Annotated in this window: 11 protein-coding genes; 10 read left to right on the forward strand and 1 reads right to left on the reverse strand. The window is 69.0% G+C overall.

The genetic code is table 11. From position 1 onward, the window contains the following. Positions 1-46: 46 nt before the first annotated feature. From AB0M14_RS26050 to AB0M14_RS26095, 10 genes are all read left to right on the forward strand, one after another. Positions 47-1114 (forward strand): glycosyltransferase family 4 protein, encoded by a 1068-nt coding sequence (locus tag AB0M14_RS26050; protein ID WP_364999270.1) that lies wholly within the window; start codon positions 47-49, stop codon positions 1112-1114. After that, positions 1111-2238, forward strand: coding sequence for a glycosyltransferase family 4 protein (locus tag AB0M14_RS26055; protein WP_364999272.1), 1128 nt, complete (start codon positions 1111-1113; stop codon positions 2236-2238). The genes AB0M14_RS26050 and AB0M14_RS26055 overlap by 4 nt, the downstream gene beginning before the upstream one ends. Then, positions 2231-3577: an oligosaccharide flippase family protein gene (locus AB0M14_RS26060; protein WP_364999274.1), complete on the forward strand. Its 1347-nt coding sequence runs from the start codon at positions 2231-2233 to the stop codon at positions 3575-3577. The genes AB0M14_RS26055 and AB0M14_RS26060 overlap by 8 nt, the downstream gene beginning before the upstream one ends. Next, a complete protein-coding gene (locus AB0M14_RS26065) occupies positions 3574-4590 on the forward strand; it encodes a glycosyltransferase (protein ID WP_364999275.1) in 1017 nt (338 codons plus the stop codon). Before AB0M14_RS26060 ends, AB0M14_RS26065 begins: the two co-directional genes overlap by 4 nt. Beyond that, positions 4587-5963: a hypothetical protein gene (locus AB0M14_RS26070; protein ID WP_364999277.1), complete on the forward strand. Its 1377-nt coding sequence runs from the start codon at positions 4587-4589 to the stop codon at positions 5961-5963. Before AB0M14_RS26065 ends, AB0M14_RS26070 begins: the two co-directional genes overlap by 4 nt. Beyond that, positions 5954-7237 carry a protein tyrosine kinase gene (locus AB0M14_RS26075; RefSeq protein ID WP_364999278.1) on the forward strand — a complete coding sequence of 428 codons (1284 nt, stop codon included), beginning with the start codon at positions 5954-5956 and terminating at the stop codon, positions 7235-7237. Before AB0M14_RS26070 ends, AB0M14_RS26075 begins: the two co-directional genes overlap by 10 nt. Further along, positions 7234-8592 (forward strand): glycosyl hydrolase family 28-related protein, encoded by a 1359-nt coding sequence (locus AB0M14_RS26080; protein ID WP_364999280.1) that lies wholly within the window; start codon positions 7234-7236, stop codon positions 8590-8592. The genes AB0M14_RS26075 and AB0M14_RS26080 overlap by 4 nt, the downstream gene beginning before the upstream one ends. A gap of 3 nt (positions 8593-8595) precedes the next feature. After that, positions 8596-9990, forward strand: a complete 1395-nt coding sequence (locus tag AB0M14_RS26085; protein WP_364999282.1) for a GNAT family protein — start codon at positions 8596-8598, stop codon at positions 9988-9990. 179 nt (positions 9991-10169) lie between these two features. Continuing rightward, positions 10170-11528 carry a glutamate-1-semialdehyde 2,1-aminomutase gene (locus AB0M14_RS26090; protein WP_364999284.1) on the forward strand — a complete coding sequence of 453 codons (1359 nt, stop codon included), beginning with the start codon at positions 10170-10172 and terminating at the stop codon, positions 11526-11528. Continuing rightward, positions 11528-12634 (forward strand): glycosyltransferase, encoded by a 1107-nt coding sequence (locus AB0M14_RS26095; protein ID WP_364999285.1) that lies wholly within the window; start codon positions 11528-11530, stop codon positions 12632-12634. Before AB0M14_RS26090 ends, AB0M14_RS26095 begins: the two co-directional genes overlap by 1 nt. Before the next feature lie 5 nt (positions 12635-12639). On the opposite strand, the gene AB0M14_RS26100 is transcribed toward AB0M14_RS26095, so the two are convergent. Then, positions 12640-13119: a hypothetical protein gene (locus tag AB0M14_RS26100; RefSeq protein ID WP_364999287.1), complete on the reverse strand. Its 480-nt coding sequence runs from the start codon at positions 13117-13119 to the stop codon at positions 12640-12642. Positions 13120-13271 lie beyond the last annotated feature (152 nt).

Here is a 13271-nt window from a genome sequence, read left to right on the forward strand (position 1 = left end):
TTAGGGGGCTGGGGTGTCGGCAGGGCCCGGGTTTGTTTCTGTCCATATGACGGGTTCGGAATGGTTCGCGTCGGCCCCCGGGGGACTGAACCGGTATTTTACCGACCTATTTCTCGCACTTGCCCGCAATCCCGAAGCGTCGGTTTCCGCGGCGGCTTTCGGGGCCGCGCCCGAACTGCCCGGCGCGAAATCCTGGGGACCGGTCGGCGGTTCGACGCTGCACCGGGCCCGAACCGCTTTCCTGGATCGGCGCGACCTGCGTCCCGAGACCGTGCTGGACCGCCATTTCTGCCTGTACGGTCCGGCCGCGGTGGACCGGCGCGGCGGGCTGCCGCTGGTGGTGCACTTCCACGGGCCCTGGGCGGCCGAGAGCAGGCTCACCGGGCAACGCGAATTCGCCACGCGCGCCAAGTATCTCGTGGAGCGCCTGCGGTATCAGCGGGCCGATCGGTTCGTGGTGCTGTCGCACTACTTTCGCGATGTCCTCAGTAATGACTATCGGGTTCCGGCCGATCGCATCGAGGTGATACCTCCCGGTGTGGACCTGTCCCGGTTCACCGCGGCACCGCCGCCGAGCGACGCCGAGTTCCGGACCGTGCTGTGCGTGCGCCGGCTGGAACGGCGCATGGGCATCGACAATCTGCTGCGGTGCTGGCCGGAAGTGCTCGCCACGCACCCGGCGGCCCGGCTGGTGATCGTCGGCACCGGCACCGCGGAGGCCGAATTGCGTTCCCAGGCCGCACCTCTGGGCAATTCGGTGCGCTTCGCCGGGCACATCGACGACGCCGAACTGACCGCGCTGTACGCGGCGGCGGAACTGACCGTCGTGCCCACCGTCGCACTGGAAGGCTTCGGACTCATCGCCTTGGAATCGCTGGCGGCGGGCCGGGCGCCCATCGTCACCGATTGCGGCGGACTACCGGATTCGGTTCGCGGACTGGACCCTTCGCTGGTCGTCCCGGCGGGCGACGCCGCGGCGCTGGGTGCACGAATCGTCAACGCGCTCGGCGGTGACCTGCCCGAATCCGCGAAATGCCGGGCACACGCGGAAAGTTTTTCGTGGGATGTCACAGCAGAGCGTCATCTGACGATGTACCGGGATATCAGACGATGACTCGGGTTCTATTCCTGGCGCATACTGCCGCCCCCTCCGGCGCCGAGCTGGCCACTATGCGGCTGGTCTCGGCGCTCGGGGCGCTGCCTGAGTTCGAACCGAGCGTGATCTATACCGAGGACGGGCCGATGGTCGAGCGCATGCGAAGACGCGGGGTCCGAACCCGTGTGCTGCGCGGTGCCTTCGACAGCCGCGCGATGACCATCGGGTCCGGGCCGCTGCGCTTGCTGGCCGGGTTCGTGGCGCTGCTGCGGCTGGGTTGGTCGGTCGGAGGCGCGGCGCGCGAAGCGGATGTCCTGGTCGCGGAGAGCACCAAGGCGCTGGTGATGGGGATCGTCGCGTCCCGCCGGGCCCGAATCCCGTTGGTGTGGCAGGTCCATGATCGGATCGCGGCCGACTACTTCGGGCGGCTGCCGACATTCGTGATCCGGCTGCTCGGGCGGCTGGTGGCACACGGGTACCTCGCCAACAGCGAAGCCACCCTGGCCACGCTGTCCACCGGCCGCAAGCCCGCCGTAGTCGCTTATCCCGGTGTCGAACTCGGCGCGGATCTGCCCCGCACCGCGCAGCGCGAACCGGAGGACGCCGTTGTCGCGGTCGTCGGCCGGCTGAGCCCGTGGAAAGGCCAGGATCTCCTGCTGCGCGCGCTCGCCGAGACGAAAACACCACCGCGCCAAGTGTTCCTGGTCGGCGGCACCTTCTTCGACGAGGAGCCGTACCGCGCCGGACTCGAACGCCTCGCCGCCGAACTCGCGCTGCCGGTACGGTTCACCGGCCATGTGGACGATCCCGGGCCGTACCTGCGTGACGCCGATGTGCTGGTGCACTGCTCGGTGCTGCCGGAACCTTTCGGCCAGGTCGTGGTCGAAGGCATGCACGCCGGCTGCGCGGTGATCGCTTCCGGGCCCGGCGGTCCCGAGGAGATCGTGGCCGACGGAGTCAACGGGCTCCTCGTCACCGGCGGCGATCAGCAGCAGCTCACCGCCGCCCTGGACACTCTGCTCGGGGACCCTGATCTGCGTACCCAGCTCGCCGCGGCGGGCCGGATACGCGCCGTTGACTTCGCAATCGGCGCGACGGCGCGCACGGTCGCCTCTTTTCTGGAGCACCTGCGCCATGACTGAACCCAAGCATCGTAGAACCGACGAAGTCCGCGGCCCCGCCGGCGGCGGGGCACACCGCTCGCAAGGCGCGGTCGGTCTACTCCGCGATATCGGCTACGTCATGTTCGGCAAGTACGGCCAGTACCTGATCACCATTGTCACGGTGCCGCTGATCGCCCGCGTGCTCGGCGCGCACGGCATGGGCCTGCTCGCCATCGGTATGTCGTCGTACTTCCTCGGGTCGCTGCTCGTCGATCTCGGGATCACCCAGTTCCTCGCCGCGCGCGTGCACGACGAGTCCGACGGGCGCACCGGGGCGGAGCGGCACGCGCACATCAACCAGTTGCGTGGCGACTATCTCGCCATCCGGGCCAGCATCCTCGCCGTGCTCGGCACGGCCCTGCTGCTGAGTCTGGTGGTCCGGCTGCCCGAAGCCGTCGACATGATCGTGCTGGGCCTGTTCGCGGGCGGTTTCTGGTCGGTCTCGGAGGACTGGCTGCTGATCGGCCAAGGCCGGTTCGGCACCTCCACCGCGTATCAGGCGGTCGGGCGAATCGGCTATCTGATCCTGCTGGTCGCGTTGCTGCCCCGGTTTCCGAGCGCGCAGCTGGCGCTGCTGTGCCTGCTGGTGTCCTCCATTCCGACGGTGGCCTTGACCTGGTGGGATTCGATCCGGACATACGGCAAGCCGGCCCCGCCGCACCTGTTCCTGGGCGTCCTGCGCACGGGCGCACCGGTTCTCACCTCGCGACTGCTGGTCACCCTGTACGGGCAGGGCGCGGCGGCGGTCTACTCCGCGGTGCTGAACACGGTGGCGCTCGGCCTCTACTCGGCCAGTGATCGCCTGGTCCGCGCCATCCAGTCCACCCTGGACCCGATCGGTTTCGCACTGCTCCCCCGCATGGCCCGGCGCAGCACCGACCAGCAGTTCTGGCGGCACGCCCTGCGGGCGCTGGCACTGTGCGTCGGCGCGGCGACGATCGCGGCGTGCGTGGTGTGGCTGGCCGCGCCGATGCTGATCCACCTGGTGTTCGGCGACGAATTCGATTCGGCCATCGCGCTGTTGCGGGTGGAGGTGTTCATCCTGCCCGCCACCACGGTGACCTCGTTCGTCACCACCGCGCTGCTGCCGGTGCGGCAGGACACCACCGGCGTGCTGATCGGGGCGATCCTGGGCACCTGCGTCGCGGCGGTCGCGCTGGGGATCGCCTTCCGCACGCATTCGGTGTGGACGCTGATCTACGGGACGGTCGTCATCGAATTCACCGTCGCGGCCTGGTATCTCGTGCGAGTGCGCTGGCTGATCGTGCGCGAGCGCACGGCGCCGGTGACCGCGCCGTTGCAGGAGGGGCTGCCATGAGAATCCTCTACATCGGCGACGACTGGGTGGGCAGCAACGCGCGCTCGCTCGCCGACGGGTTCCGGCAGGCCGGGCACGAGGTGGTGGTGGTCGATTCGACGCCGGTGACGCTCCCGGCCCGGGGTTCGGCGCCGTGGGTGTACGCCAAGGTCACCGATCGGCGCGCGCCGTGGCAGGTCGAGCGGATGCACGCCGAGATCGACCGGGCTGCCGCGGCATTCCGGCCGGACGTGCTCTTCGTGTTCAAGGGCGTGCACCTGGATCAGCGGCGGCTGCTGGACACTCCGGCGCGCCTGCGGGTCCACTACAGCCCCGACGACGTCGCCAACCCGGAGAACATCAGCCCCGAATACCTTGCGCACGAAGCCGAATGGGATCTGGTGGTCACCACCAAGCGGCACAACGTGCCCGAACTCGAACAGCGCGGCGCGGCCCGGGTGCTGTTCGTGCGCAGCGCCTACGACCCGGCCTGGCACCATCGCACCGCGCGGCGCGGCACCGGGGCGCATCTGGCCGGATTCATCGGGGTGTGCCGCCCGGACCGCCGCGGCCAATTGGTCGATCTCGCAAGATATTACGGCGATCGGATGCTCGTGCGCGGCCCCGGCTGGCGCCGGGTACCGGAACTGCGCACTACCGGCGCGACCGTCGGCGGGCCGGTCTACGGTCAGCAGTACTCCACCGTGGTCGCGGGCATCACCGCGAATCTGGTGCTGCTCAACTCCGGCAACCGCGACACCCACACCTGCCGCACCTTCGAAGTCCCCGCCGCGGGCGGGCTTTTCGTCGGCGAACGCACCGACGAGCACGCGGAACTGTTGCGCGACACCGTCGAATGCTTCCTGTTCACCGGCCCGGAGGAACTGCGCGGCATCGTGGACTGGTGCGCCACGCATCCGGACAAGGCCGCCGCCATCGCCGAGGCCGGCTACCAGCGGATCAGCGGCGACGGGCACCGCTACCTGGACCGGGCTCGGGAGATCGTCGGCGCGCTGGGCCGGAGCGGTTCATGAGCGCCGCCACCGATGTCGTCCTGATCGCGCTCGCGCTGATCACCATTGTCCTTGCCGCACTGCGGATTCCGGGCGTTGCGCGGGTTTTCCTGATCGGTCAGGCTGCCTTCTGGTCGCTGTCGTATGTGGCGCGGCCGGTGGTGCTGCTGATCGTGCAGCCCCAGACCCACTACGGCGACAATGTGCCGGACCCGCGCCTGGCCGACCTCGGCTACGACCGCGTGATGGCGCTGGTGCTCGATCACGTGGTCTTCGGGCTGTGGGTGTATGCCGGGCTCGTCGTCGCCTACGCGCTCTGGGCTCGCCGCCGGCCGGTGCCCGCCGAGCCCGCGCTCACCGCGAACCCGGACTTCGTGCCCGCCCTGGCCACCATGTACGTCGTGGGCCTGCTCGGACGCGGCGCCACGATCGCCACCGGGTCGGTCGGTCAGGCCGGCGATGTCGGCACCGCCAATCCGATCCTGAGCTTCGTCACCATTCTCGCGACCATCGCGGCCATGGGACTGATCATCTTCCTGCGTCCGGCGCGGCAGCAGACGACGGTGCTGGTACTCGGGGCACTGCTCGCGGTGGAACTGATGTGGACGGTGGTGGTCGAATCCAAGACCCCGATCCTGGGCGCCGCGATGGCCGTGGCGGTGCGGTTCGCGATCGTGGGCTGGAACCGCGCCAAGGCGTACGGCGTCGGCGCGATCGGCGTCGTCGGCATCCTGGGCTTCGGCTGGCTACAGTCCTTCAAGACCACCGAGTTCGCCAAATCCGAAGCCGCCCTGACCGATTCGCAGTATCCGGCGCTGGTGCGGCCGTTCCTGTCCATCCTGCGGCGCTTCGATCTGCTCGAAGCCGCCACCGACGCCTACTATCACGGGCCGGACTACTGGCTGACCTCCGAAGAGGTGTTGCGGCACGGCTTGCTCAACCTGATCCCCGGCCAGCTGCTCGGCGTCCAGAAGTTCCAATCGGGCGTGGCCTGGGCCAACGACATCCGCGGCGCCTCGGTGGACATGAGCCAGGTGTCGGTGTCCCTGGCCGAGGGCAATATCAACGAGGGCTATGTGATCGGCGGCTACGCCGGGGTGGTCCTGGGTGTCGGATTCACTTTCCTGCTGCTGCTCGCCTGGGCGAAAGCGCTGTACTCGCGCTTTTTCCCGCTCGTCATCCTGGCGCTGGCCATGACCGGGTCCTCGGCGCTGTTCGAACGCGGCTTCCTCGGCAGCATGGAGAACCTGGGCAAATTCCTGCAGGCGGCCGTGCTGGCCTGGCTGATCTATCTGGCTGTCAAGGAATTCCGGCGGCGCGCGAAACCGCTGCGGCCAGCCCCCAACGTTCCAGCTGTATCTGTAGGGAAAAGAGGTTCCGCGCAATGGGATTGACCGATTATCTGAAGATCGCGCGGCGGCGCTGGCTGATCATCGTCGCCGTGCTGGCGGTGTGCCTGGTGGCGTCCGCCGCATACCTGCGCGGCCAGCCCACCACCTATGTCGCCTCCACCAGTACCTACGTCTCGATGGCGACCGGAACCTCGGTCAACGACTCCTATCAGGGCGGACTGGCCGCCCAGGGCCGGGTGCGGTCCTACCTGGGTCTGGCCACCAGCGCCACGGTCGCGCAACGCGTCATCGACGACCTCAGCATCAAGATGTCGGTCGAGGAGGTCCGCGGCAAGATCACCGCGTCCTCGCCGCCCGCCACCGCCACCATCATCATCTCGGTCACCGACGAGAATCCGCAGCTGGCGCGCGACCTGGCCAACACCGTCGTCGCGCATTTCCGCCGGCTGGTCAGCGAACTGGAGACGATCGAGAAGACCGCCGCGCCCGCCGCCCGGGTGGAAGTCGTCGACAAGGCCGAACTGCCCACCACCCCGGCCGGACCGCAGGGCACCCGGATCTATCTGATCGGGCTGCTCGCGGGCCTCGCGTTCGGCGGACTGGCGGCGTTCCTGCGCGATCGCACCGACCGGACCCTGCGCACGTCCAATGATCTCGAAGGCGTACTGGGCGGCCGGATTCCGATTCTCGGCATCATCGACGAGGGCCGGCCCGGCGCGCCCGGCGAGATCCGCCGGCTGCGGACCCGGCTGCTGCGCGACGGCGAGGCGAGCACCGTGCTGATGACCAGTCTGGGGTCGGACTCGCGCCCGGAAGTCGCCGAGGGCCTGGCCAAATCGTTCGCCGACACCGGGCGCAATGTGGTGCTCGTGGACGCCGACACCTCGGGCGCCGGCAGTTCCCGGGCGGACTCCAGCCCGGGCCTGGCCGCGGTGCTGCGGGGTTCGACCCCCGTCCCCGAGGCGCTCACCTCGTGGCCGGAAACCGGGCTTACGGTCTTGCCGCTGGGCGCGGTCGACGGCCAGACTCCCGACCTGCTCGCCTCCGACCGGTTTGCCGGCACCCTGGCCAAACTGCGCACCGATTTCGACCATGTGCTGGTAGAGGTGGCGCCGGTGGCGCACGCCGCGGACGCGATCGCGGTCGCACCCCTGTGTGAGCAAAGTTTGGGCATTGTCGAACTCGGTGCCACCAATATCCCCCAATTGCGCGGCGCTGTCGCCACATTCGGTGCCGATCGGCTTTCCGGCGCGGTAGCGTACAGCAAGCCGGGCAACGGCCTGAAACGGTTGATGGGGAAGACAACACGGAGATGACAGACGGTGATGGTGTCGGCCGCCGCAGAATGCTCGCCACCGCGCTGGGTGCTGCCGCCGCGCTACCCCTGGCGGCCTGTACGTCCTCCGATGCTCCCGGCCTCGAATTCCGGTCGCCGCACGTGACGGACGCACCCTCGGCACGCAACGTCAAGGATTTCGGCGCCATCGGCGACGGCCTCGCCGACGACACGGCGGCCATCGCGCGGGCCGCGGACGTCGGCGACGCGTCGCTGGTGCTGTATCTGCCCGCGGGCAAATACCGGGTGACCTCGTTCCCGAAGCTGCCCGACTACGCGACGGTGCTCGGCGACGGCGGCGACGTCTCGCTGATCACCTGCGAATCCGACGTCGTGCTCATCGAATTACGCAAGCAGAACCGGGTGCGGTTCTCCCGGCTCGGCATCTTCATGTCCGGGCCGGCCTCCACGGCTGTGCTGCTATCCAACTGTTTCCGGTGCTCCTTCGACGCGGTGGTGCTGCGCGGCAACCACCTCAGCGACAACCATCCGAAGTTCGTGCAGCAGCGCGGGGTGGTGCTCGAGGGCGACACCGGCGGCACCGCGTTCATCAACTGCGACATCAACAATTTCGGAACCGGAATCGTCACTTCCTGCATTCAGAATTACGTGACCTCGTCCAAGTTGACCAGCAACTACGTGGGCGTGCTCGGCACCGGCAACGATCACAATGCCGGATTGGCCATGACCAATGTGGAATTCGTGTCCGACCGGGATCCGCGCACCACCGTCAACCACATTCGCGTCGACGGCGCGTCCAACGACTGGTGGCTGACCAATGTGTGGTTCGAAGGGGCCGAAATCGCGCTCTCCATCGGAGATTTGAAGCGCGGCGGACCGTCGCAGTTCGGCATGATCAATTGCAAGGTCGCCGCCCGCACGGTCGGCCTGGATCTGATCTACTGCCGCCAGCCGTATCTGGCGAACGTCATCTTCGACAAGGATATGGACAAGGCGCCCACCGACCTTCGCGTCGATCACACCGGTTGCCCGGAAGGCACCGCGATCAACCTGATCTCCACCAATACCGACGATCTGGAACCCGGCATGTTCCCCGACGGCTGGACGGTGATCAGCCGCGACAGCATGCGCACGCCGTTCTTCGCCGGGACCATGGTCGGCCGGGCCGGCGCCAGCGACGCCGACATCTTCCAGGCCCAGGGCCCCGACAACACCGTGCGCGCCGCCGTATTATCCAGCGGCGCTTGGCTTTCCGACCGGCCCGATGCCGGTGTCGTGCTCAAGGACCCGGCCGGGAGCTACTGGCGGCTGACCGTGTCCGCCGACGGTGCGCTGGGCACCTCGCCGCTAGGCCGCCAGCGACCCAGGGGGTGAGCCGTGCCCAACGGTGAAGTGGCGCTGTCCCGGATCCGGCTGGGTCCGGTGCGCTTGCACAACGCGACGGTCGTGCTGCGGCCGCCGCGGATCGACGACTACGCCGAGTGGCGCCGGATCCGGTTGCGCGATCAACGCTACATCGAGCCGTTCTGGACCACCTCGCCCCTGGACTGGGCCGAGCGGCACACCGGAAAGCTCTGGGTGCGTGAGGTTTTCGACAGCCGGGCCGACGCCCGCGCGAGCCGGCGGCTGGGCATGGTGATCGAGGTGAACGGCCGCTTCGCCGGACAGATCGAACTCGGATCGATCGCAGTGGGGAATGCCCCCACACCTCCGCCGCAACGGAGCGACAGCAGCGGCGGCAGCAGCAACAGCGGCGGCAGCAGCAGCAGCAGCGGTGACGGCAGCAGCAGCGGCGGCAGCGGTGAACTGGGTATCTGGGTGGACGCGCGGCTGGCGCGGCACGGCATCGGCGGACTCGCCGTGGCGATGATGCTGGACTTCGGGTTCCGGCAAGCCGGGCTGCACCGGATCACCGCGCCGATCTCGCCCGCCAACAAGGGGACGGCCGCGGGCGCGGCCGCGCTGGGCATGCGGCGCGAAGCGCTGATGGCGCGCTACTTCGATGTCGGCGGCGAGCGCCGGGACCACGATCTGTGGGCGGTCCTGGCCTCGGACCTACCCGCCGAAGGCGCCACCGAGAACTGGATCGCGCGGCACTCCGGCGGTGAGCCTATTCCCGAGGTTCAGGAGAACGAGGTGGCCGCGCTCAGCCGCACCGCCGTCACGCTGGCGACCGCGCGCTACTACGCGGGCCGGACGCTGCACTCGGCCGACCCGTTGCGCAAGACCTCCGGCATGCGGCTGAGCGATCCGGCGCATCCGGAGGTCGTGGTCCGCAACCGCCGGTTCTCGGACTGGCGGCGCTGGCGCGACAGCCGCGTGCGGGCCCGGGATCGAATAGCCCCCGGGGCCGCGACGGCCGAATGGGGTGCGCGGCACCGATATGCGCGCTGGATTCGGGAATATCTGCGTGCGCGAGCCGGATTGCACTCCTCCGCCGGGTTGGTGCTGGCGATCGAGGTGGACGGGGTTTACACCGGCGAGGCCCGCCTCTTCGAGCTGGACATGTTCGACCGGAACGCACGGCTGTTCGTCTGGACCGAACCGCCCCAGGACCGGGTCCGGGAAACCGTGATGCGGCTGCTGATCTCGCATGGCTTCGACACGCTCGGGCTGCGCCGGATCGCTACCGAGATCGAGCCGGCGGACACCGAGTCCATCGGGATCGCGGAGCGGGTGGGCATGATCCGAGAGGGGCGGATGCGGCAATTCGTGGGACCAACCGGGCGCCGGGCGGATTACGAGCTGTGGGCAGTGACATCACCGGCATGAATCGACCCCGGCACGGGTCCGTTTCCCCCTATGTGTCGCGTGGCGCGCATGTTCCGGTAACGAAACGACAGCGTCACCCGACGGGGTTTACAGTGGTCCGTAGATCCTTCGCGCACAATGCGATTGGTGCAGCGGGCATTCGAGTGCGCGTGCGTTACCCACCGTCGGAGGAGCCCGTCATGCAATCTGCGCCCAGCGAAGAACCCGCCGCCCGCCAGCGCCGTTTCACGCGCAGCAACGAACTGCAAGCCCGGTTACACGAAGTAGTACCCGGCGGCGCCCACACTTACGCCCGCGGCGCGGACCAGTATCCCGAGCAGATGGCGCCGATCCTGGTGCGCGGCAAAGGCGCCCGGGTCTGGGACGCCGACGGTAACAGTTACGTCGAATACGGCATGGGTTTGCGCTCGGTCACCCTCGGGCACGGCTTCCAGCCGGTGTTGGAGGCCGTCGGACGGGCCATCGCCGACGGCATCAGCTTCAGCCGGCCGAGCGAACTGGAACTGCTGGCCGCACAGGATTTCCTTCGGCTCGTGCCCGGGGCGGACATGGTGAAATTCGCCAAGAACGGATCCGACGCCACCACCGCGGCGGTGCGGCTGGCCCGCGCCGCCACCGGGCGCACCGCGGTCGCCATCTGCGATCAGCCGTTCTTCTCGGTCGACGACTGGTTCATCGGAACCACCGCGATGGACAGCGGGATTCCCGCCTCCGACAGCACGGTGAAATTCCAGTACAACGACCTGACCTCGCTGGCGGCGGCCCTGGAAGCCGCACCGGTCGCGGCGGTCGTGCTGGAAGCCGCGACCGCGCTCGCCGAACCCGAGCCCGGGTTCCTGGAAGGCGTCCGCGCGCTGTGCGACACCCACGGCGCGCTGCTGATCTTCGACGAGATGATCACCGGGTTCCGCTGGTCGGCCAGCGGGGCGCAGACCGTCTACGGGGTCCGGCCTGACCTGTCCTGCTGGGGTAAGGCCATGGGCAACGGGTTCCCGCTGTCGGCGCTCGCGGGCAAACGCGAGTTCATGGAGCTGGGCGGTCTGCGCACCGATCAGGAACGGGTGTTCCTGATGTCGACCACGCACGGACCGGAGACGGCGTCGCTGGCCGCCTTTCGCGCCGTCGTCCAGGAGTACGAGACCGGCGATCCGATCACCCGGATGGAGCGCGCCGGGCAGTTGCTCGCCGACGGCGTGAATTCGGTCGCGGCCGAGTTCGGCATCAGCGACTACCTGCGGGTGCTCGGCCGCCCGTCGTGCTTGATCTACGCCACGCGCGACGCGGACGGGCAGCCGTCCCAGGCCTTCCGCACGCTCTTCATCCAGGAATTGCTGGACCGCGGCGTGCTCGGGCAATCGTTCGTCACCTCCGCGGCGCACACCGAGGCCGATATCGCCGAGACCGTCGCCGCCTGCCGCGAAGCCGCCATCGTCTACCGCAAAGCCCTCGAGCAGCGCAGCGTCGAAGGTTTGCTGATCGGCCGCCCGGTGGCGCCGGCCATCCGCCGCTACGCGGCGCCGCGAAGATTGGAATCCTGATGAGTTTTCCGCGCATGGCGATCGTGCACGAGCGGTTCACCGAGCTCGGCGGGTCCGAGACCTGTGTCGCCCAGTTCTTCGAGAACTGGCCACGCGCGGAAGTCTTCGCCCCGATCGTGGAGCCCGACAGCGTCCGGCCGCCGCTGCACACGGTGCGCGACACCTGGCTGAGCAAGGCGCATTCGGTCGTCGGCTCGCACGCGCCGCTCATGCCCCTGCTGCCGCGGGCGCTGCGGAAGCTGCCGCTGCGCAACCGGTTCGACGCGGTGCTGATCAGCCACTTCGCCTTCGCCACGCAGGCCGTGTTCGCCACCGACGCCCCCACCATCGCCTACGTGCACTCCCCCGCGCGCTGGGCCTGGGACCCGGCCTTCCGGGCCCAGGAAGCGGGCGGGCGGGCCGGGCAGGCCGCGCTGTCGGTGCTCGGCGAGTTCGCCCGGCGCAACGAACTGCGCGCCGCACTGCATCTCACGCATGTCATCGCCAACTCGCGCGCGGTCGCCGAACGGATCCACGACTGGTGGGGCCTACCCGCCTCGGTCATCAACCCGCCGGTCCACGTCGAGCGCTTCACCCCCGCCCCGGCGATTCCCCGCGGCGACTTCTTTCTCTACGCCGGTCGCCTGGTGCCCTACAAGCGCGCCGATCTCGCCATCCGCGCCGCGCAGAAAGCCGGCGTCCAGCTGGTCATCCTCGGCGACGGCCGCTTCCGCCAGCACCTGGAGTCGCTCGCGGGCCCGGAAACCACCTTCCTCGGCGCCACCTCCTTCGAGGTGCTCCTGGACACCTACCGCCGCGCCCGCGCCCTGCTGATGCCCGGCGTCGAAGACTTCGGCATCGTGCCGGTCGAGGCGATGGCCTGCGGCACACCGGTGATCGCCGTCGGCGCGGGCGGCGCGCTGGACACGGTCATCCCCGGCGTCAGCGGCGAGCACGTGCCGCACGGACCCGACGAGGCGGTGACCGAGGGCTTCGCCAAGGCCATGGCCGCGTTCAGCTCCGCCGACTACGACCCGGAAGCCGTCCGCGATCACGCGATCAGCTTCTCCCCCAACACCTTCCGTAACCGCATCGCCGCCACGGTCGACGACGTGCTCGCCGGCTGAGGCGGCTAGCGGGTGATCGTCACCGTGGGGCAGTAGTGGCGGATCGTGGTCAGGATGGCGTCCGGGGTAGCGCGCAAGTCGGTGGTGGGGATCGCGTAGAGCTCACGTAAGCCGGGCAGGATCGTCAGGCGGGGGCCGACGGCGTGGATCAGCGCGATCTCGGACCAGGCGAAGGCGGTGACCGCGCCGTCGTGGATGTGGGTCAGACCTTCCCGAGTGATGATCAAACGGGTTGTGGTGCGCAGGATCTCGCGGGCGAGCCAGAGGCTGCCGAGACCGAGGGCAGCCCAGAGCAGGCCCAGGGTCAGGCCGAAGGCCACACCGAGGTGATCGAACGAGGGACTGGCGCGGTCGGCGATCGCGGCCAGCGCGGAGAGCACGACAAGCGTTCCGCCACCGGCGAATACCGCTCCGACGAGCAGACAGAACCAGTAGTCGAGCAGCGTCGCGTGCGACTGCCGATACGTCGTCGACGTCCCGTTCACACCGCCACCGCCGTACCACCCGACGCGAACGGACCACCCGCCCGCCGATCGCCAAGTCTACGGCGGAAGTCCAGGAGAGACCGTTCCCGGCACACGCGGTAACTGCAAAGCGTTGTCACACATACCCTCTGACCTGCGCGGACGGGGTGACC

The organism is Nocardia sp. NPDC051832 (genome assembly GCF_040681285.1).
GTDB lineage: Bacteria > Actinomycetota > Actinomycetes > Mycobacteriales > Mycobacteriaceae > Nocardia.